12 protein-coding genes are annotated in these 21,965 nt (G+C 64.2%); 2 read left to right on the top strand and 10 right to left on the bottom strand.

What is annotated here, in order from left to right:
* Window positions 1-40: 40 nt before the first annotated feature.
* The 3 genes from AVKW3434_RS05285 to AVKW3434_RS05275 are packed head-to-tail and all read right to left on the bottom strand — an operon-like array spanning window position 41 to window position 4,082.
* Entirely contained in the window at window positions 41-2,404 is a 2,364-nt protein-coding gene (locus AVKW3434_RS05285; RefSeq protein WP_284405016.1) for a xanthine dehydrogenase family protein molybdopterin-binding subunit, read from the bottom strand.
* Complete coding sequence (locus AVKW3434_RS05280; RefSeq protein ID WP_502869032.1) at window positions 2,401-3,483, bottom strand: FAD binding domain-containing protein; 1,083 nt, start codon at window positions 3,481-3,483, stop codon at window positions 2,401-2,403. Before AVKW3434_RS05280 ends, AVKW3434_RS05285 begins: the two co-directional genes overlap by 4 nt.
* The gene (locus AVKW3434_RS05275; RefSeq protein ID WP_284405015.1) at window positions 3,480-4,082 is read right to left on the bottom strand and encodes a (2Fe-2S)-binding protein; all 603 of its coding nucleotides are present in this window, start codon (window positions 4,080-4,082) and stop codon (window positions 3,480-3,482) included. Before AVKW3434_RS05275 ends, AVKW3434_RS05280 begins: the two co-directional genes overlap by 4 nt.
* Before the next feature lie 298 nt (window positions 4,083-4,380).
* Here AVKW3434_RS05275 and AVKW3434_RS05270 point away from each other — a divergent pair, with 298 nt between their 5' ends.
* A complete protein-coding gene (locus AVKW3434_RS05270; protein ID WP_284405014.1) occupies window positions 4,381-5,061 on the top strand; it encodes an MOSC domain-containing protein in 681 nt (226 codons plus the stop codon).
* Between the two features lie 75 nt (window positions 5,062-5,136).
* On the opposite strand, the gene AVKW3434_RS05265 is transcribed toward AVKW3434_RS05270, so the two are convergent.
* The 6 genes from AVKW3434_RS05265 to AVKW3434_RS05240 all read right to left on the bottom strand — a co-directional run bounded on the left by AVKW3434_RS05265 (window position 5,137) and on the right by AVKW3434_RS05240 (window position 17,826).
* Window positions 5,137-5,346 carry an MbtH family protein gene (locus tag AVKW3434_RS05265; RefSeq protein WP_284396325.1) on the bottom strand — a complete coding sequence of 70 codons (210 nt, stop codon included), beginning with the start codon at window positions 5,344-5,346 and terminating at the stop codon, window positions 5,137-5,139.
* An 18-nt stretch (window positions 5,347-5,364) separates the two neighbouring features.
* Window positions 5,365-6,687: a glycosyltransferase gene (locus tag AVKW3434_RS05260; RefSeq protein ID WP_284405013.1), complete on the bottom strand. Its 1,323-nt coding sequence runs from the start codon at window positions 6,685-6,687 to the stop codon at window positions 5,365-5,367.
* A gap of 15 nt (window positions 6,688-6,702) precedes the next feature.
* Entirely contained in the window at window positions 6,703-8,094 is a 1,392-nt protein-coding gene (locus AVKW3434_RS05255) for an SDR family oxidoreductase (RefSeq protein WP_284405012.1), read from the bottom strand.
* Window positions 8,010-14,222 (bottom strand): non-ribosomal peptide synthetase, encoded by a 6,213-nt coding sequence (locus tag AVKW3434_RS05250; RefSeq protein WP_284405011.1) that lies wholly within the window; start codon window positions 14,220-14,222, stop codon window positions 8,010-8,012. The genes AVKW3434_RS05255 and AVKW3434_RS05250 overlap by 85 nt, the downstream gene beginning before the upstream one ends.
* A 1,151-nt stretch (window positions 14,223-15,373) precedes the next feature.
* A complete protein-coding gene (locus tag AVKW3434_RS05245) occupies window positions 15,374-16,813 on the bottom strand; it encodes an N-acyl-D-amino-acid deacylase family protein (protein ID WP_284405010.1) in 1,440 nt (479 codons plus the stop codon).
* A gap of 8 nt (window positions 16,814-16,821) precedes the next feature.
* The gene (locus AVKW3434_RS05240; RefSeq protein ID WP_284405009.1) at window positions 16,822-17,826 is read right to left on the bottom strand and encodes a Bug family tripartite tricarboxylate transporter substrate binding protein; all 1,005 of its coding nucleotides are present in this window, start codon (window positions 17,824-17,826) and stop codon (window positions 16,822-16,824) included.
* A 179-nt stretch (window positions 17,827-18,005) separates the two neighbouring features.
* On the opposite strand from AVKW3434_RS05240, the gene AVKW3434_RS05235 reads away from it, so the two are divergent.
* Window positions 18,006-18,893 carry a LysR substrate-binding domain-containing protein gene (locus tag AVKW3434_RS05235; RefSeq protein WP_284405008.1) on the top strand — a complete coding sequence of 296 codons (888 nt, stop codon included), beginning with the start codon at window positions 18,006-18,008 and terminating at the stop codon, window positions 18,891-18,893.
* Window positions 18,894-19,225: 332 nt separating this feature from the next.
* On the opposite strand, the gene AVKW3434_RS05230 is transcribed toward AVKW3434_RS05235, so the two are convergent.
* Entirely contained in the window at window positions 19,226-21,928 is a 2,703-nt protein-coding gene (locus AVKW3434_RS05230; RefSeq protein WP_284405007.1) for an excinuclease ABC subunit UvrA, read from the bottom strand.
* Window positions 21,929-21,965 lie beyond the last annotated feature (37 nt).

Genomic DNA, 21,965 nt, shown 5'->3' with positions numbered 1-21,965 from the left:
CCGCCACGATCCGGTCGCGCGCAGCAGCAGCCCTGGCCGCCTACAGGGACAAAGCGTGCTCCGTGGAAGACGGCACGGCGGGTGGTGCCGGGATCATCACCTTGTCAGGCGTCATGGGGGTGGAGCGCACGCGCCGGCCAGTGGCATGGAAGATGGCATTGCACACGGCCGCCGCCACACCCACGATGCCGATCTCGCCCACCCCTTTGGCGCCCAGGCGGCTGACGATGCGGTCATCCTCCTGCACAAAAATCACATCGATCGGCGGAATGTCGGCGTTGGTGGCAACGTGGTATTCCGCATAGTTGTGATTCATGAACCGGCCCAGTGCATGGTCGGTCTGCGTCTCTTCATGCAATGCCTGGCTGATGCCCCAGACCACGCCTCCGGTGATCTGGCTGTGGGCCGTTTTGGCATTCAGAATGCGCCCTGCGGCGATGGCACTGACCACCCGCGTGACACGAACCGTCCCCAGGGTCTCGTCTACCCGCACCTCGCAGAACACGGCGGAATGCGTGGCCCTCACGAACTTCTTTTGCCGGAGCAGGTTCGGAAGCATGAGGTGACGCACCTCGATCATCGAGCGCCCTTGCGACGCCAGGATGTCGGCGAATGCGACGCCCAGGTCCTGCGGCGGGGCGTCCCGGCGACGCATGCGACCCGCCTTGAATTCCACCTCCTTGAGCAGCACCTTGCCGAAGCCCATGCTTCGGCTGCGCCTTGCCAGCGCCCAGAGCAACCGCTGCAACTTCTCGCATGCGCCCTCCACCGCGGCACCGACCGTCGCTACATGCGACGAGCCGCCTTCCACAGGGGCCAACGGCAGGTTGGAGTCGCCCAGGGCGAAGGTCACCTGTTCCAGTGGCAGGCCCATCGCTTCGGCGGCGATCATGGCCATGACCGTGTACGTGCCGGTACCGATGTCGGAGGCCGCACTGCTCACGACCAACCGACCATCCGCATGCATCACCGCGCGGACACGCGCGAACATCTGCATGGCATCCCAGGTACCTGTGGCCATGCCCCAACCAATCAGCTCTCGCCCCTGCTGCATGGAACGCGGCTCCAGGGGGCGCTGCGCCCAACCGAACCGCTCCGCACCTTGCTGGTAGCACGCATGCAGCTCCTTGGTAGAGAAAGGCAAACCCTTCGAGGCATCGCGCTCCGCATAGTTCTTGAGCCGCAAGATCAGCGGATCCATGCGCAGCTGATAGGCCAATTCGTCCATGGCCACTTCCAGTGCGTGGACGCCATGGGCCGCCCCCGGTGCGCGCATGTCCAAGGGGCTGTACTGGTCGAGCGGCACCAGTCGGTACCCGAGGCTGACGTTGTCGCACTGGTATAGCTGACCGGACCAGTTCACCACCACTTCCACATAGTCTTCCAGGCGCGAGGTCTCGGCCACTGCCTCGTGCATGACGGCCTTGAGGGTACCGTCGCGATCAGCGGCGAGCCTGACGCGCTGCCATGTCTCGGGCCGGTGCCCGAACGTGAACATCTGCTGCCGCGTGAGCACCACCCGCACCGAACGCTGCAGGTGCAATGCGGCCATCACTGCCAGGATGAGCTGGTACTGTGGCCGCAGGCCCGACCCGAATGCACCGCCAACGAAGGGGTTGCGAACGGTCACCTCTTCCTGTGAAAGACCGAACACGCGCGACACCACCCATCGGCTGTTCTGCGGGCTCTGGGTCTTGTCGTAGATGGTGAGATGGCCATCGGCACCGCGCAATACGGTGGAGGCATGCATCTCCATGGGATTGTGGTGCTCCACCCCGCTGTAGTACTGGGCGTCGATCTTGACAGGCGCCGCGCCGAACGCTCGCGGTGCGTCACCCCGGGGTTTGGGTGGCGGTGAATAGCCCGCCTTGAGCCTGCTCGGCTCCCGCGCGCGGCGCAAGTTGTGCAGCAGGTGGGTCTCGTGTTTTTCGACCTCGTAGTCCAGTTCTACCAAGGCGGCCGCACAGCGCGCCGCCTCGAAGGACGTGGCTACCACCAGCGCGACCGGCTGGCCGCTGTAGTGGATGCGCGCGTCGTGCAGCGGCTTGAACGGCGAGCCCCCAGGGGCGGTCATGTCCTTGTAGAAAAGATCGAGCGACCGAACCGCGGGGCGGTTCGTGTGTGTGATGACATCGAGCACGCCCTGCACTGCAAGCGCTCGGTCTGTCCGCAGATTCAGGATCCGCCCTTTTGCCACGGTGCTGTTGACGACCACTCCATACACCAGGTCATCGCTGGCATGCTCCGCTGCGTAGCGCGCCTGGCCCATGACCTTGAGGCGGCCATCGATGCGGGAGACGGGCGCGCCCGTCTTCACCAGCCCGGTGCCGGGCTCCGCCATCGGCTGCTGGGAGAGGGCCTTCCCGGCGCCGGTGTCTGTCCGGAAATCATCGTGGGTGCTCATGGCTGAAATTCCTGCACAGGTTCGGTACCCAGCTCTCCGGTGTTGGTCAATTCGCCATCGCGCGCCATCTCGAGCGCACGCACGATGGCACGCCGGGCCAGAACGATCTTGAAACGGTTGTCGCCGGGTCCACCCGGGGCACCATGGCCACGGGCGTCTCGCAGAAGCAAATGCGCAGCCGCGTGGAAAGCCGCGGCTTCCGGACGCTGTCCCTCCAGAAGCTGTTCTGCCTCGGCGTCGCGCCAGGGCTTGTGGGCCACGCCACCCAACGCAATGCGGGCGTTTCGCATCAGCCCGGAAGCGTCCAACTCGAACGCCGCAGCCACCGACACCAGGGCGAAGGCATAGGAGGCCCTGTCACGCAGCTTCAGATAGGTGCTGTGCCGCTGCAGCCCGTTGGCCGGCAACTCGATGTGCACGATGAGTTCATCGCCTGCCAGCGTGTTGTCGCGCTGCGGCGCGTTGCCTGGCAAACGATGGAAATCGGCGAACGCGATGGTCCGCTGCCCGCTCGGCGATTGCACATGTACCACCGCATCGAGCGCGGCAAGCGCCACGCACATGTCCGACGGATGCGTGGCCACGCAATGGTCGCTGGTCCCGAGGATGGCCAGTTGCCGGGCCAGCCCTGCCCGCGCGGGACAACCTGTGCCCGGTTCACGCTTGTTGCAGGGAGTTCCTGTGTCGTAGAAGTAGTGGCACCGTGTGCGCTGCAACAGATTGCCCCCATTGGTCGCCACGTTGCGAATCTGCGGCGATGCGCCCGCCAGGATGGCAGCCGACAGCAAGGGATAGCGCTCCCGCACCAGGGGATGGCGCGCGGTGGCAGCATTCCGTGCCATGGCTCCGAGGCGCAAGCCGCCCTCGGGCCGGGCCTCGATGGCGGCCAGCGGCAGGCGGCTGACATCGATCAGCCGCCGTGGGCGCATGACGTCTTCCTTCATCAGGTCGATCAGGTTGGTTCCCCCCGCAAGAAACTTGGCCTGCGGTGCGGTCTCGCCAATGTCGGGCGCTTGGCCGGGCATCGCCGCCAGCGCAGCGTCGGCAGTGGCGACGGCTTCGTACACGAATGCCCTCATGCCTGGCTCTCTTGCACTGTGAAGGGGGCAGGCGACGACAAACGCATGGCATCGACCCGAATGCCAGCCACCTGAGCGACCGCCTGCACGATCTGCGGATAGGCACCGCAACGGCAGAGGTTACCGCTCATGCGTTCGCGGACATCGTCAGCCGTCTTCGCACCGCCTTCGTTCATCAGACCCACGGCGGAGCACAGCTGCCCTGGCGTGCAATAGCCGCACTGGAATGCGTCATGGTCGATGAAAGCCTGCTGCAAAGGATGCAGCCCGGCACTCGCACGGCCCTCTCCGGCCAGTGCGGGCAGGCCCTCCACCGTGGTGATGTCGGCCCCCTCCTGCATGACCGCGAGCGTGAGGCAAGCGTTGATGCGCTGCCCATCGGCCAGCACGGTACAGGCGCCGCACTGGCCGTGGTCGCAGCCTTTCTTGGTTCCCATGAGTCCCAACCGCTCGCGCAGCAGGTCCAACAGCATGACCCAACTGGGAATTTCGACTTCATGGTCTTGCCCGTTCACGCACAGACGCACGGAATGGACAGAGGCGAGGCCGTCGCCGGGGCTCTCTGTACGAGCTTCTAACGGGGGTGGGCTGGAGTGCATGGCGCTTCTTTCACGGCCGGGTTGGCGGGCCAGTTTGCTGGGCGGGCTGCAGCCAGGTTGTAGGAATTGCGCCTGCATCCACCCCGGCGTGAAATTTCTGCCAAGCTCCGGGAAAACCTCCCTGAACATCGCTCCACCCCATTGCCATTCGCCCCAGATGCCAGTCCCTGATCCCAAGGGTGCTCTCCCCGTGCTGCTTCCCCCACTCCTGCCCTGGCGGGCCGTGGGCACCCTGCAAAGACTGTGTCTGCACAGTCCAGCCGCTTTGGAACCCCAGTCCGTCCCTGAAGCCACTGCCATGGCCGATCAGGGATTGCTTGGCGACCGGCATGCCCAACGGCTTTCGCCACGCCAAGTCCTGCTGGCTGGGACCGATGTGTATCGCGATCTCCAAATGCCATCGCTCACACTGCGCGAAAACCTGCTCATCGATTGGCCTACGGCAGGCCTTCCCTCCGGCTCCCTGTTGAAGATCGGCCCGGAAGTGGTGCTGTGGATCACCTTTCAGTGCGAGCCCTGCGCCCGCCTGGAGCAGCGCAAGCCAGGCGTCGTCAAGGCTTTGAAGGGCCGCCGCGGCGCGCTGGCGCGGGTGTTGCAAGGCGGCGTGCTGCGGGTAGGCGATGCGATCTGCCAGGGACCTGCACCGATTCCCCCCATGAGCAACGATTGGAAGGACCGCATCGCCCACATCGTGCGACGCATACCGGCTGGAAAGCGCATCGGGTATCGGCAGTTGGCTGAACTCGCTGGCGTCGCCAAGGGATACTGCCGAGCATTCCCGCGGGTGTTGGGCCAGTTATGCCCTGATGTGGCAGAGCGTGCTCAAGCAGGCAGCGTGGCGATGCATGCAGAGCAGCGCTGGGAGGGCACCGAACTCTTCGATGTACACGCATACCTGGCTGCGCAGGCCACGCACCATGCGACGGGTGGGCAGCCCGTTACATGGGCCGTTTCAAAGCTTGCAGAAAAAATTCGTTGAATCCCCGTACAGACCGTACTGCGGCGTGCCGGCATGCGCCTGACGCCGAGGGGACGATCCACCCTTCACTGGCGGTCAGCCGCCCATGGCGGCAACCAGTGAACGGGGCCGCATATCCATCCAGTGGGCCTCGATGTACGCACGGCAAGCGGTTCTTTCGGAAGCAGGCAAGGCCACCTCCCAGCCAGCGGGCACATCGAGAAACGCGGGCCATAGCGAGTGTTGGCCTTCAGGATTGGTCAGCACCAGAAAGTGGCCGTTTTCGTCGTCGAATGGGTTGCTCATGTCAGATCTCCTTGAAGGTCATGCAAATTCCGCGATGGCGGAGGATGTTTCACGCAGTGCCGCCAGGGCCGATGCGATCTCGGTCAGCGCGTGGTGGCGCGCGAAATCCAGTCGCAGCGCTCGGGCGCGCTGCCGGTAGGAAGGGTTGTCCAGCAGCTTGCGCACTGCATCGCCGATCTGTCGCGCGCTGGGCTGCCCGGTGGCCAGGTTGATGCCGGCGCCTGACCAGGCGACGCGCGCGGCAATTTCCGGCTTCTCTTCGGTCGCGCCCGCCACGGCCAGCGGCACGCCCAGGCTGAGCGCGTGGTTGACCGATCCATATCCACCATTGGTGACCATGGCATGCACCTTGGGCAACAGACGGTCATAGGGCAGAAATGGCACCACACGGGCGTTGGCGGGAAGCATCGCTGCGCTGAGGCCCGGGGGCACCGGTCCGCCCGTGGTGGCAATCACCTGGATGTCATCGAACCTGGCCAGCGCCTGCACGGTGGGCCCGATCAACTGCGCAGGGTTCTGATTGGCCAGCGTGCCCTGCGTGACCAACACGACGGACCGGCCGTCATCCAGTTCTGGCCACCAGTCGGGTGGGTTGAAGTCGGCACGTGACGGTGCCAGCAGTGGCCCCACGAACCGGACGGAGCCAGGCAGGTCGCTGCGCGGATACTCGAAAGATGCCGACGTCAGTTGGAGGTACAGATCCGGCAGCGTCACCATCGCATCGATGAAAAAGCGAGGCAGTGCCTGCGCCCCCAAGCGTGCCAGTTCGCCATTGAAATGGCGTTGCACGTCGCCGAACATGGCCTGCTGAAGATTGCGGTTCATGGCTTGGTTGCGAATGCGACCTTCGGCCGTGGACGAAGGCGGTAGCGCCGTGCCAAAAAAGGCAGTGTCCTGGCTGGACAACGCCAGCGCCGAAATGCCGATGGCAACGATGGCGGGCCGCTCCTCCCTCGGTCCCAGCAGCAGCGGAAACGTGCCGCAAAACATCGTGTCCACCAAAATGGCATCGGCATCGAAATGCGCCAGGATGCGCCGCAACCCCGCCAACTGGGGTGCCATCGCGTCGGCGAAGAAGTGCTTCAGTCCAAAGCACAGTTGCGCATGGGCGGAGGGCTGTTGCAGACGTTGCGGAAACCGCCGGTCCAGCTCCTGGTGCTCGAAATCAATCGACGGATCGAATGCGGTAAAGGACGCGCCAGTGGCCAAGGCCTGTTCCCTGAAGTGGCCGGCAGTGTGCACCTGCACCTCGTGTCCCTGGCGCACCAGATGCTGGGCGATGGCCAGCATGGGCAACACATGTCCCGGCAAGGCGGTCGCTGCAATGAGATAACGTGCCATGGTTTCCTCCTTCGTTCATGAAATGCTGGTTTCCAGGGCACGGTGTGCCTTGGCGTCGATACCCAGATCGACGAAATAGCGGTGCAGCAGATCGCGACTCACCGGCCGGATCGCCGCGCCGATGGATTCGAGCTGCGCGTGCGTCGCCGCGCCGCACACCTTCGGTGGCGTGGCCGATGCGTCGTAGCGGTCCAGGATCGCCAGCACGGCAGCCAAATCGCGGTCCTGGCCCTCTGCCAGCCGCACATGGGCACGCCGCAGCCAGGACTCCAGCGCCAACGGTTCCAGGTGCAGGCCGAGACGCTCGAACACCGGAGGAATGTCCCGCACCCGCAGCGGCGCCGGACTCATCAGGTGATACACCTGCCCCCAGGAAGATGCCCGGGCAGCCAGACCCAGGATGGCCCGCGCCACATCGTCCACCGGGGTCATGTTCAGAGGCAAGTCCATGTCGGGGATGGACTGCAGGTCCGCATACAGGTGTGCCACCCGCCAGATCAGGTCAGCGGCATTGCAAATCGCGTGATCGTGGTCACCGGTCACGGCACCGAGCCGGTAGATGGCCACCGGCATTCCCCGCGCCTGCGCTTCCCGGGCCAATGCGTCGGCGACCCACTTGCTCTGGCTGTAGCCGTCCACCAGGCCGTTCCAGGAAGGCAGCGCCGAACGCTCCGTGACCGTGCCACCGTCTTCGTTCTGGCCAATCACGGCCAGCGTCGAGACGTAATGCAGGGTCTTGGGCCGCCCTTCCGAAGTCCATTCGAGCAACGTGACCACGCTGTCCACATTGGGGCCCTTCAGGCTGGCATACGGATGCAGAAAGTCCACTTGCGCGGCACAGTGGTAAATGGCGTCGCAGCCATCGCGGACCTGTTGCACGGCGGCGTCATCCAACCCCAGCCGCGGTGCACCCAGATCGCCGGTGACCACCTGGATTCGCGCATCGTCCCAGAGGGCGCCCAGTTGCCGCTCGGCCATGGTGCGCTGCAAGCGCTGCCGCCCCTGCGCCTCGTCGGCAGCCCGGACATGGCAGACCACGCAAGCCGAGGTGTCACGCAACAGCGCAGCCAGCAGATGGCTTCCAACGAATCCGCTGGCCCCGGTGAGAAAAACGCGCGCCGGCACCAGGCTGGGTGCGGCGGCCTGGCCCTGGATGTGCTCCGGCAAATGGATCTCGCGCGCCAGATCCAGGGCTGCGCCGTCATCGCCGGCCTGGTCGATCCATTGGGCCAATTGCGCGATCGACGGGCGGTTGTAAACCTCGGCATGCGGGAAATCAGGGTGGATCTGGTCCCGGATCCGCATACCCAGTTGGATCGCCATCAGCGAATGACCACCGATTTCGAAGAAGTTGTCATGAATACCCACCCGCGGCAAATGCAGGATCTCAGCCCACAGCGCGGCCAAAGCGATTCCGTGTCGGTGCGTGGCGCGGCGTAGGGCTGGTCGCCTGGCGCCTGAGGCACGGGCAGTGCCTTCCGGTCGAGCTTGCCACTCGAGTTGAGCGGCAATACCGCCAGTTGAACGAAAACCGAAGGCACCATGTACTCGGGCAGCGACAGCGCCAGATGGCTGCGCAGGTCGCCGGGGGCAAGCTCGCCCTCACCAGCGGCCACCACATAGGCCACCAAGCGCTTTTCGCCTTCCACGTCTTCGCGGGCAATCACGGCTGCTCGCGCCACCAGAGGGTGCTTCAGCAATGCCGACTCGATCTCTCCCGGCTCGATGCGCAGGCCGCGGATCTTCACCTGCTGGTCGGCACGGCCCAGGAAGTCCAGGCTGCCATCGGCACGCCAGCGCGCCAGATCACCCGTGCGGTACATGCGGCTGCCCGGCCCGCCATGCGGATTGGCCACGAAGCGCTCAGCGCTCAGCGCCGGGCGCCCCAGGTAGCCCCGTGCCAGGCCAGCACCTGCGACGTACAACTCGCCGGCCACGCCCGCGGGCACCGGCTGGAGGTTTCCGTCCAGCACATACATGTGCGTATTGCAGATCGGTTGTCCGATCGATGGCACGGTCCCGGCCTGCATGGGCTCGCTCAGGCTCGCGCAGATCGTGATCTCCGTCGGGCCGTAGGCATTGATCATGCGGCGACCTGGCGACCACTGCGCGGCGAGCGCGGGAGGACACACATCGCCGCCGACCACCAGCGTTCGAAGCGCTGGGAATTCGCCGGACGGCACCGAGGCCAGCGCGGCAGGTGGAATCAGGGCATGGCTGATCGATTGGCGAACCAACCCCTGCGCCAGATCCTGCCCCAGCCATGGCGCAGGCCCGGGCACCACCAGCGCCGCACCGACGTGAAAGGCCATCAGCAGGTCCATCACCGAAGCATCGAAACCACTGGAGGAAAACTGCAGCACGCGGGAATCCGGGCCGATCTCCATCCGCTCCGCCATGGAAGCGGCCAGGCTGTGAAGGCCTGCATGCGGCACCACGACGCCCTTCGGTGTCCCGGTGGAGCCCGACGTGTAGATGAGGTATGCCGCCTCCTGTGCGTGGGGGCCATCCTGGTGTCGCGCTCCGCCCGAACCGCCTGGACGGCTGTCCGACTGGATCGCCAGGGCCGCAACCGTCAGGTCGCTGTCAAGCGCCATGCAATGGGCCACCTCGCTCAGCCTCGGCAGCAGCGCTTCGTGCGTAAGGACGGCGGTGGGAGCGGCCTCTTGGAAGACCAACGCACTGCGTCCTGCCAGATGGTTCGGATCGAGGGGCAGGTAAGCCGCCCCAGCCTTGACGATGGCCAGGTGCGCCACGACCAGATCGAGCGAGCGCGGCAGCACCGTCGCGACGATGGCCCCCGCAGCCACGCCCCGTGCCTGCAGCAGGTGGGCCAGGCGGTTGGCCCGTGTGTCGAGCTCGCCATAGCTGACCGTGGTGTCATCCAGAACCACCGCAGGTGCGTGCGGACGCCGGCTGACGTGGCCCTCCACCATGGAGGCAATAGTCTTGGTGGCCAAAGGTCGTTCGGAGCCGCTCCACTCCCGCAGCAAGCGGCGGCGCTCCTCGGGATGCAGGATGTCGATGCGGCCCAGCGCCTCGTCCGGTGTGTCGCACGCCTGTTCCAGCCAGTGCGCCAGCCGGGCCGCCAGAGACTCCACCGTGGTCCTGTCGAACAGATCGGTGCTGTATTGAATGCCGCCGGAGATCCCGCCCGGAAGGCCATCGTGACGGCGTTGCTCCGTCAGGATGAAAGACAGGTCGAATTTGGCGGTGTCGACGGCCACAGGCTGCGGCGTGATCGACAGCCCCGGAAGGCTGAATGACAGCCGGCTACTGTTCTGAAATCCCAGCATGACCTGAAACAGCGGCAGATTGGACCGCGAGCGCCCCGGCCGCAGCAGTTCCACCAGGCGGTCGTAAGGAAAATCCTGGTTCGCGTAGGCCGCCAGATTGGTGGCGCGCACACGCGCAATCAGTTCGCGAAACCCGGGCTGGCCCGACATATCGGTACGCAAAACGAGCGTGTTCACGAAACAGCCGATCAGCCCATCGAGGGCATGATCGCTGCGCCCCGCGACCGGGCTGCCGATCACGATGTCGTCGCCCGCCCCCAGGCGGCTCAGCAACCCGGCCAGGGCAGCCTGCAGCACCATGAATAGGCTGGCTTGCCCATCTCGGGCCAACTGCAGCATGCGTTCATGGACCGCAGCCGGTATGTGCAGTGGGACCACGTCGCCACGGTGGCTGGGCACCAGGGGGCGCGGACGGTCCACAGGCAATGCCATTTGCTCAGGCAGGTCGCGCAACGCGTCATGCCAGAACCCGCGCTGCCAGCCGGCCAGGCTGTCGGGATCGTCTTCGCTGCCCAGCATTGCCTGCTGCCACAGCGCATAGTCGGCGTACTGGAGCGGCAGCGGCTCCCAATCCGGAGTCTGGCCGCTGCAACGCGCGGCGTAGGCCACGCTCAGGTCCCGCGCCAATGGCAGCAGCGAAGCACCATCGCCTGCGATGTGGTGGGTGAGCAGCAACAGCACATGCTCGTCCTCGGCCAGCCGGAACAGCGAGACCCGCAAAGGCATCGAATGGCACAGGTCGAAGGCGTGGCAGGCCGCCGCGTGCAACTGCGCAGTCAAATCGTCTTCGCAGGCCTCCGCCTCGATCACGGGTGGGTGGGCTTCGGCACCATCGAGGATCTGCTGGTATGGCAGTCCCGCCTCATGCGGGTAGATCGTGCGCAAACTCTCATGGCGCTGCACCAGATCACCCAGGGCGACGTGCAGCGCCACGCGATCGAGCAGGCCGGACAGGCGCAACGCCAGGGGCATGTTGTAGGCCGGATTGGCGCCGTCCAGCTGGTTCATGAGCCATAAGCGACGTTGTGCGGACGACAGCGGAATCCGCTCCGGGCGGGGCATCGGTGCCAGGCGCGGCCGCGCTACCGCCTCCTGGTCCAGCCGCTCCGCCAGCCCCGCAATGGTGGAGACCTGGAACAGGGTGTCCAGGGGAAGATCGATCATGAACTGCTGCCGGATCATCGAGATCAACTGCACGATCATCAGAGAATGCCCGCCCAACTCGAAGAAGTTGTCGTGAATGCCGACACGGGGCAAATGCAGTGTCTCGGCCCACAGGTCCGCAAGTGCCTTTTCCGTTGGTGTGCGCGGTGCCGCATAGGCAACGGCGCTCTGCACTTCGGGTGCAGGCAGAGCCTTTCGGTCGAGCTTGCCACTCGGACCGAGCGGCAAGGCCGCCAGTTGAACGAAGGCCGAAGGCACCATGTACTCAGGCAGAGACAGCGCCAGATGGCTGCGCAGCTCACCGGGGGCAAGCTCGCCTTCACCGGCGGACACCACATAGGCCACCAGGCGCTTTTCGCCTGCCACATCCTCACGGGCAATCACCGTCGCCTGCGCGACCAAAGGGTGCTGCAGCAATGCCGACTCGATCTCTCCCGGTTCGATGCGCAGGCCGCGGATCTTCACCTGATGGTCGGCTCGGCCCAGGAAGTCCAGGCTGCCGTCAGCGCGCCAGCGCGCCAGATCGCCCGTGCGGTACATGCGGCTGCCCAGCCCGCCATGAGGATTGGCCACGAAGCGCTCTGCGCTCAGCACCGGGCGACCCAGGTAGCCTCGCGCCAGGCCCGTTCCCGCGATGTACAACTCGCCCGTCATCCCCACGGGCACGGGCTGCAGGCCACTGTCCAGCACCACCATTTGCGTGTTCCAGATGGGGCGGCCAATGGGCACGCCCTCCGCCCCCGGCTCCACTAGCACTAGCGGCGTGCTTGGGCAGGCCCATGCGGTCACATCGACAGCCGCCTCCGTAGGGCCGTACAAGTTGTGCAGTTCGCACCCCAACTGCTGGTGAAATTTGCGCGCCAGCGCAGACGACAGCGCCTCGCCGCTGCAAATCACTCGCCGAAGGCTGGAACAGGCGGAGGCGGCCGGATCCAGCAGGAAGACCTCCAGCATCGAGGGCACGAAATGCAAGGTGGTGATGCCTTCGCGAACGATGAGCTCGGCCAAGTACGCTGCATCCTTATGCCCACCCGGCTTGGCAAGCACCAGCGTGGCGCCGTCGATCAGGGGCCAGAAGAATTCCCACACCGAAACATCGAAGCTGGAGGGGGTCTTCTGCAACACGCGGTCATCGGCTTGCAGGCCATACTGGTCCTGCATCCACCGGAGCCGGTTGACGATGGCGCGGTGCGAGACGGCGACCCCTTTCGGATTTCCGGTCGATCCAGACGTGTAGATTACATAGGCCGGCTGCGCGGTATCGAGCGTTCTCAGCGGCTCGGGACGGGTCTCGGGATGGCTGCCCAGTTCGTCGATGGTTTCCGGGCCGTCGAGCAGCACGAACGACACCGGCGCGGGCAATGTCTGCGCCAGCGCCTGCGTAGTGACTAGGCATACCGGCCGGGCATCGCCGAGCATGTAGGCAATGCGATCTGCTGGAAAATCCGGATCGACCGGCAAGTAGGCCGCCCCGGTTTTCAGAATGGCCAGCAAAGCGACCATGAGATCCAGCGACCGCGGCACGGCGATCGCCACAACGCGCTCCGGCCCCGCACCACGCGCACGCAGCAGGTGCGCCAGCCGATTCGCCCTTTGGTCCAGTTCACCACGGCTCAGCGCCTGGTCCTCGAACCGCAAGGCAATGGCTTGGGGATCGGCCAGCAAGCCGGCTTCGATGCAGGTGGAAAGGTGAGTGTCGGGCACCGCGTGCTCGGTATCGTTCCAGCCCACCAGCACCTGTTGGCGCTCCTGGACGCCCAGCAGTTCGATGCAGCCGATGGCCTGATCCGGCCGCTCGATCACTGCCGCCATGAGCGTCAGCAGCCGCCGCTGGTGCTCGGCCAACGTCTGTGCGGTGTACAGCGCGGGATTCGCATCGAAATCGATCTGCAGATCTTGGCCGTTGCCGCGCTCGTAAAGAAAGATACCCAGATCCTCTGCCGTTCCATTGGAAAGATTGCGTGGTTTGGCCGCGTGCCCCGCAAAACGGAAGTCGTAGTCGAAAGGCTCCACATTGACGACTGTCGTGAAGAGTTGTCGATGATTCAGCAGAAGATTCAAATCACCGCGCAGGGTCTCGTACCGGTAGCACTGGTGTCGCAGGATCTGGCGCATCTGCCGCCCCACTTCGCGAACGAGTTCATGGAATTGCAGGTCAGGGCGCATCGACAGGCGCAGTGGCAATGCATTCGCCACCATGGCAGGCACCCGCCGCATGCGCTCGTTGTGCCGCGCAGTGACCGGGATGCCGATCACCATGTCTTCCACCCCCGTCGCGCGGTAGAGGTAAGCGGCTGTCGTGGCGATCAGGATCTGAGGCAGCGTGCTTCCCCAGGCCTGACCGATGGCCTGCAGCGCTTGAACGCTGGCAGCCGGCAGGTGCACGGTCTGGCGCAGGAGGCCGCCGATGTTCACCGACTGGCGCGACGCCAGGGTCAAAGGTTCCGGCACGTCAGCAAAGCGCTCCATCCAGTATTGGCGGTCTCTCGGAAACCGACCGGATTCACGGTAGGCGCGCTCCTCTTCGGCCAACTGTGCCATCGGCGCAAGTCGCGAAGCTTCAGGAACGACGCTCCCCTGCGCCAGCGCCGTATAGAGATCCGCAATGCGCCGTGCCACCAGGCCACCACCGAAACCATCCAGCAAGATATGGTGGCTGCGCTGATAGCAAACATGCTTTCCTGGTGCGAGCCGGATGAGCGCGCAGAGCCAAAGCTGCCCTGATGCCAGTTCCGCCCGATGGCTGAAATCGGCCTGCATCCAAGCCTGCGCCGCAGCCATCGGGTCGGCCTCGCCACTGAAATCGAGGAAAGGAAGGTCCCCAGTGAAGGTCGGTGCAAGCACCTGCCTCGGGCCTTGCCCCGCATCGACGAAGTGGAGCCGCGTGGCCTCGGCTTCGTGGGTGACTCGGCGCACAGCCTCGGCGAACAGTGCGGGATCGATGTCTCCCTCGATGTCGATGGCCTCGGCCAAGTTGAAGTTGGTGTCTGCCGAAGCGAACTGAGCCCCCAGCCACATGGCCATCTGGCCTGCCATGAGTTGGATGGAACCACCGGATTGATCGACCGTGCTCATGCAATTCTCCCTGTCGTATGGACGAAATTCAACATCCGCACCTGTACGGGCACGGACGTATGTCGCTCTTGAAATCGGTACTGGCAGGCTCGGACGAGCCTGGGACAGATCTGCCCGGCCAGGAATGGCAGGGTATGGAAGTGCAGGCATCGCACGGCCTTGGAGGCCGCGCCTGCGCACTCAGTCGACGGTAGAGATCACGGGGAGAAAGATCTTCACCGTTGCTTCTGAAACCGGATGAATGCCCAGGCCATCCGGCCTGTGCCCTGCCGCATGACGGAGCAGTGGCGCATTGCAGAGGCGTGGCGCAGAAGGCATCCGCGCAGCAAATGCACCGAAGTAACGAAAGCGTTTGCGCGCATGGAGGCGCTGGTAGGCGGTACAAGGACAAGCCCTGCCCGGGCCCGCTGGTGGGAATACCCTTTGGTGCTCGGCGTCGCTTGCTTCGGCACACGCCCGCAGGCGCAGGCCGAGCCCCTCAGCAACTTGGAGGCGCATGCAATGACACGCCTTCCAAATCACACCCGTGCGCGGCGTGCGCCCTCCCCATTGATTCAATGACATGAATCCCTCTCTTCCCTAACCATTACGGCTGTTTATTCTGAGCCGACACATTTATTTTCAAAAAGTCTATTAGGGAAGCGCTCTCGCAATACAAGGGTTTACCCTTATTATTCAAACAATGAATAAAACACTCAGCAGCAATTCCACAAAAAATAATTACCAATAGAAAAAGATGATGAGCAATCACCATTCGTTTGGTCACCCCGAACCTGAACATAGTCCATCAGCGCTCCCAAGAAGTAGGCAGATTCCCTTCTGCGCGCAATCAATGCTTCAAAACCCAAAGTATTTTTTACATGCAGTATCGATAAATATTTGAGATCCTTGATTTACATACCTACAAAGACTTTTTTATCAACAACTAGAGGAAAACTTTTCATAATCCCTCAACAGAAGTAAATTACTGAAGAAGCTGATTTATTCACCTCTTGGCACTTTGATAGAAATAGGAAACTTGCCCAGCCAGATCGACAAAAGCACTTCGGCCAACAATGAGGCAACGTCGCCTCGCCATCTCGGCTTCGGCCGACAGATCGCCCAGATGCGTCTGGCATGCCCGCCAAAGCGTGACCTCCTAGCGTCGGGAATCAGAACGAGCGCTGTCGCCGCAACACCTGACCGGCATGCGCATTGACGGTATGGCCATGTGCACATGCCAATTGGCCATTGATGAACACTGCATCGATGCCTGCGCTGGGAGCGGTGGGCTGTTCGAACGTGGCACGGTCCGCGATGCACGTCTCATCGAACACCACGATGTCCGCCGCATGGTCCTGGGCGACCAACCCCCGGTCGCGCAGCCCGAAGCGGCGCGCGCTCAACCCGGTCATCTTGTGCACCGCCGTTTCGAGGGAGAACAGGCGCTGGTCGCGCGCGTAATGCCCCAGAACCCGGGGGAATGTTCCCCACAGACGAGGATGCGGCACCGCATCGTGGGCCAGTCCGTCCGAGCCGACCATCGTCAAAGGGTGTCCGAGGATGCGGCGCACATCGTCTTCATGCATGGCAAAGTACACCGCGCCGGCGGGAGACAAAGGCTCCACCAAGGATTCGGGAGAACAGCCCCGTTCACGCGCCAGTGCAAACAGCGATTTCCCAGCCGCCGATGGGTCGCCAACAGACCAAGTCACCAAGACCTCTCGGGACTGCCCGACGCGGCTGGCCAGCAGCATGGTGGACGAAGCGTTGTAGGGATAGCAGTCCATGCAAACGGGCTGCGACAGCGCGGCAGTGTCCACCATGGCCAAGGTGTTCACCGAGCGCCCATGGTTGCGTTGGCCAATCAACTTGTGATGCGACAGCACAGTGCTCACCCCCAGCGCCTGGCCAATGTGCAAGGCTTCGCGCAATGCATCATCAATGGCATCGGCCTCGTCGCGAATATGCATCGTGATCAGGCCCTGCGCCGCCGAAAGCGGGGCGCCCACCGCAATCACCTCTTCTGCCGTGGCGGCCCGGGCGGGAGGGTAGTAGAGCCCGGTGGACAGGCCGAAAGCGCCCGAATCCAATGCGTCAGCCAGATCCCTGGCCATGCGCTCAGCTTCGGGCGCGGTGGCCGGTCGGCGCAGGTCCGGCACGTGGCGCACCCGCAAAGTGGAGTGCCCCACCAGGCATGCCGCGTTCAGCGCCGGCCCCGCGGCCTCCAGTGCATCGAGGTAGTCACCGAACCGGTCATACCGCCAGTCGTCCGCGCCAAGCAGGTCCAGTGGTGCTGGCGGTGTCTCATTGCTCAGAAGCGGCGCCAGGCTGATCCCGCAATTTCCGGTGACCACTGTGGTCACGCCTTGCGTGAGCTTGGGATGGGGACCGGCCGGTGATGTGAGCAACAACCGATCATCATGGGTATGGACGTCGATGAAGCCTGGGCACACGATGCGCCCGACAGCGTCGTGGCGTTGGCGGGCAGGCTGCGCTGAGAGGTCGCCCACGGCGAGAATGCGCCCGCCTGCAATGCCGACGTCGGCCTGCCGACGAGCCGCTCCGCTGCCGTCCACGACGGTGCCTCCGAAAATGAGGAGATCCAACATGGCCTGCCTCACCCCACCTGGGCACCAGAGCGCTTGACGACGTCTGCCCACATTGGTGATTCCTTTCGCGCCCGCTCGATCAGGCGCTCTGGAGGACCAGGCGTCAGTTCGAAGCCGAGGGCCGCGTATTTCTCTTGCACGGGGGGCAGGCGAAGAGCGTCATTGAGGGCCTTGTTGAGCTGGGCGGCAATCGCGCTGGGCGTGCCAGGCGGGGCGACGATGCCACCCCAGCCTACGGTCTCGTAACCCTGCACGCCGGCCTCTGCCACGGTGGGCAACTGCGGCAGTTGCGGACTGCGCGCGGCGCCTGTCACGGCCAGCACGCGCACCCGGCCCGACTGGATGTGCGGAAGAATGGAGCTGAGGTTGTCGAACATCAGGTCCACCACGCCGCCCATCAGGTCAGTGATGGCCTGCGGGCTGCCCTTGTAGGGGATGTGCGTCATCGACACCTGGGTCGATGCCTTGAACAACTCGCCGCTCAGGTGCCCCGTGGTACCGCTGTCGCCCGAAGCCACCGTCAACTCCCCGGGCTTGGCGCGCGCAAGCGCGATGAGGTCCTTCACGCTCTGCACGGGCAGGTCTTTGCGCACCACCAGCGCGTTCTGCACGAAGCCGATCAAACCGATGGAAACCAGAGCGTCAGGGTCGTAAGGAAGCTTGGAATACAGGGCCTTGTTGATGGCCAGGGTGCCCACGTTGGCATAGCCCAGCGTATAGCCGTCTGCAGGGGCACGAAACACGTCGGCCATGCCGATGTTGCCGCTGGCACCGGGCTTGTTGTCCACCACGAAGGGCTGGCCCAGTGCTTTGGGCAACTCGTTCGTCAGGATGCGGCAGACGGCATCCGGAGAACCGCCTGCGGCCGATGGCACGACCAGGCGAATGGGATGATCGGGATACCCTGGCGCCGCCCGGGTCGAATCCGGCAACAGTGCGACGGAGGGGGTGAGAGAGACCGTCTGCAGCCAGCGGCGGCGCGACAGGGATGCGGGGCGGAGCGGAGCGTTCATCGGTGCATTCCTTCAGTTCGTTGGATTCAACCGCATGAATGCTAGAAATCGATCTGGCTTGGCACAAACCATGTTTGCTGGGGATACCATGTCTTTTTCTCATGCACTATTGCGGTGATCTTTGACCCCTTCCCGGTGCATCTTGCTGCCGGCATGTGCATTGCTCATGGTTTCCCTTCATGTACCGTGCTCCATCCACCATGTCCCTGCTATGCCTGGAGGCCAGCGCGCGCCTCGGCTCGTTCACTGCCGCAGCCCAGGAATTGCACCTCACCCAGGGCGCGGTGAGCCGGCAGATACAGGCCTTGGAATCACGGCTTGACGTGCGTCTGTTCGTTCGGCGGCGCGAATCGCTGATCACCACCGATGCCGGACGCTACTACCTCGAGGAGATCGCGCCATTGCTTCAGCGCCTGGAGCGGGCGACGGTCAATGTGATGGCGTTCAAAGGGCGCGGCGGCGGGTTGGCTTTGTCGGTGGGCGCTTCGATCGGTGCGTATTGGCTCATCCCCCGTCTGCCTGCATTCACCCGGGCGCATGGAGAAATTGCGCTGAGCTTGAGCACACGCGTGGGCCCCACCGACTTCAAGACTGGCACCATCGATGCTTCCCTGGAATTCGGCGATGGCCAGCGCGCCGGCCTGTGCTGCGACTTCGTGGCGGCACTGGACCTCGCACCCTATGCCGCCCCCGCCTGGGTGGCGCGCCACGGCGCGCAGATCGGGGCAGCAACGCCCGGTTCGGGGCTGCTGCATCACCACACACTGCCGGATGCGTGGGAGCAGTGGTTTCTGGCAGAGCAAATCGACGCTGACCCCGGCCGCGCCGGCCCCCGCTTTGAGATCATGTCCATGGCACTGAATGCCGCTGTGGCGGGCCTGGGCGTGGTCTTGCTGCCGGACTACATGGCCGACGACATGGTGCAGGCCACGCGGCTTGTGCGCCTGTCTTCGCGCACATGGCGCAGCCCCAAGGGCTACTATCTGGTTTATCCGGAAGAGTCGGTGCAATCACCGACCCTGCAGACCTTTAGGAGCTGGCTGCTGGATTCAGCGCAGCAGCGTTGATGGGAAGCCCCCAGCCAGCGCGCTCACTCTGCTGCCGCGAATGGGCTCGGCAAGCCCAACCCCTCTGTCACCCCTTCGGACAAGGATCAGGGCATTCCGCAGAAGACGACATGGCCTCGCCCGGACTTCCTACAAGGCGCGACTGACAACCCAAGGAAGCTCTGGACTTCATCAAACGGAGTCTTCAGATGCGAAAAATGATTCTCATGGCTGTCGCTGGCTATCTCTGGAAAAAATACCAGTCTCGCAAGACGACAGGTAGCACAAACACCCCATCACGCGGTTAAGCAGGGCGGTCCATTCTGCCGTAGCTCCATGGGTTCCTGCTGGGCTTAGGCTTCAGTTGTGATCGCTCCCAACACCGCTTTCAGATAGGCGGCGGTGCGAGACTCTGCGCAGCGTGCCACCTCCGCCGGAGTCCCGCTCGCCACGATGCGCCCGCCCTGGGCCCCTGCCCCCGGACCGATGTCGATCACCCAATCGCTGGAGGCGACGAAATGCATGTCGTGCTCAACCACTACCACCGTGTTGCCTGACTGCACGAGAACATCCAACTGGGACAGCAGGCGGTCCACATCGGCCGGATGCAAACCGGTGGTCGGCTCGTCCAGCACATACAGCGTGTGCCCGCGTTGCGTGCGCTGCAATTCGGTGGCGAGCTTGATGCGTTGTGCTTCGCCACCCGACAGTTCCGTGGCGGGCTGGCCAAGGCGCAGGTAGCCGAGACCGATGTCGCGCAGGACTTGCAAAGACCGGAACACACTAGGTTCGTCCACGAAGGTTTCGCATGCTGCGTCCACGGTAAGTGCCAGCACGTCTGCAATCGACAGTCCGTTCCAGGTAATGGCCAATGTCTGGGGGTTATAGCGTGTTCCGTGACAAGTGGGGCAAGGCGCATAGACACTGGGCAGAAAGAGCAACTCCACGCTGACGAAGCCTTCGCCCTCGCAGGTGGGACACCGCCCTTTCGCAACATTGAACGAAAAACGACCTGCGTCGTACCGTTTCTTTAGTGCAGCAGGTGTGGCCGCAAACAACTTTCGCACGGCATCGAAAAGGCCCGTGTAAGTGGCCAAATTGGAGCGGGGTGTACGTCCAATGGGTTTCTGATCCACCCGCACCAGCCTGCGCACCTGATCGGTTGCACCACCCAGTCGGCCCACGGTGGGAATGGCCCCACTCAGCTCAAGAGTAGCACCCGGATCATCATCGCCGGCAGCCGTATCGGGCGGCCCCTCCGGCATGCCACCGCCCTCGGGCGCCGGCATGGGCTGCCCCAGATGGGCGCTGACCAGTTCCAGGAGCGCTTGGCTGACCAGACTCGACTTGCCTGACCCTGAAACACCGGTTACGGCAGTCAGGCAGCCGATGGGGAAAGCCGCATCCACCCCACGCAAATTGTGGCGATGCACACCCTCCAATGTCAGCCAGGCTTGCGGTGTTCGCTGGACGCGGCGATCACGTGCAACGTCTGCGAACAGATACCGGCGTGTCTGGGATTGCAGCACGCCGGCCAATCCTTGCGGCGGGCCACTGTAGAGCACCTGGCCTCCCTGTTCTCCGGCGTCCGGCCCCACATCCACCAGCCAGTCGGCACGGCGCATGGTGGCGATGTCGTGTTCCACCACGAAGATGGAGTTGCCGGCGGCTTTCAGACGCTCCAGCGCCGTGAGCAACGATTCGCTGTCGGCGGGATGCAGGCCGGCAGAAGGCTCGTCCAGCACGTAAACGACCCCGAAGAGTTGCGATGCGAGCTGGGTCGCCAAGCGCAACCGCTGCAACTCGCCAGGCGACAGGGTGGGGGTGGCGCGGTCGAGCGACAGATAGCCCAGTCCGAGGTCCGTCAACGCCCGAACACGGCCCAGTAGCTCCTGCGCAATGCGCTGAGCGGCCAATTGCTTTTCCGCCGACAGGTTGGGCGTACGGCGGATGTCGGGCGCGCCCGCGTGGCCCGACGCTCCTGCCGCTTCGCGCGTTGCGGCCGCACGCATGCGAGCCGCTTTCGACAAACTGGCGCCCGCAGTTTTCGAGGGCCCAATGAATGGCACACCCTCGGCCACCGGGCCAAGTACATCGGCCAATGCGGACAGGGACAGGTGCGTGAGGTCGCCGATGTCCAGCCCGCAAAAAGTGACGGACAAGGCCTCCGGCTTGAGACGTTTTCCATGGCACACGGGACAGGGCGTGCCCACCATGAACTGGGCCACCTTGCGCTTCATCATGGCGCTCTGGCTGGTGGCGAAAGTCTGCATCACGTAGCGGCGAGCGCCGGTGAAGGTGCCCATGTAGCTAGGCTGCTGCTTGGCGCGTCGCGCCCGGCGTACCTCTTCCATCGTGAAGCCTGCGTACACAGGGACTGTCGGCTGCTCGTCGGTGAAGAGAATCCAGTCTCGCGTCTTGCGCGGCAGATCTCGCCAAGGCACATCAATGTCGTGCCCCAGCGTGGTCAGGATATCGCGCAGGTTCTGCCCTTGCCAGGCGCTGGGCCAAGCCGCCACAGCCCGCTCGCGCAGGGTGAGTGAATCGTCGGGCACCATCGAGGCCTCGGTCACCTCGTAGATGCGGCCCAAGCCGTGGCAGTGCGGACAAGCGCCCTGTGGGGTGTTGGGCGAAAAGTCTTCCGCGTACAGCATGGGCTGCCGGAGTGGGTAAGTTCCAGCGCGGGAGTACAGCATGCGCACCAGGCTGGAAATAGTGGTCACGCTGCCCACGGATGATCGTGCGGTGGGCGTGCCCCGTTGCTGCTGCAGGGCCACAGCGGGCGGCAAACCCTCGATGGCATCGACCTGAGGCACGCCCACCTGATCGATCAAACGACGCGCATAGGGCGCCACCGACTCAAAATACCGGCGCTGCGCCTCCGCATAGATGGTGCCGAAAGCCAGCGAAGACTTACCGGAGCCCGAGACGCCCGTGAACACCACGATGGCATTGCGGGGAATCTCGACATCCACATTCTTCAGGTTGTGCTCCCGTGCGCCGCGCACAAGAACGAATCCATCGTGGTTATTCGCCCGCTTCGATTGGTTTGGCATAGGATGGGTTGTCGTTACCGTTGATTTGCCAGCGAGG

The organism is Acidovorax sp. SUPP3434, assembly GCF_030159015.1.
Taxonomy (GTDB): domain Bacteria; phylum Pseudomonadota; class Gammaproteobacteria; order Burkholderiales; family Burkholderiaceae_C; genus Paracidovorax.
Note: the sequence above shows the minus strand (reverse complement) of the source record. Positions and strands in the feature narration are given on the sequence as shown.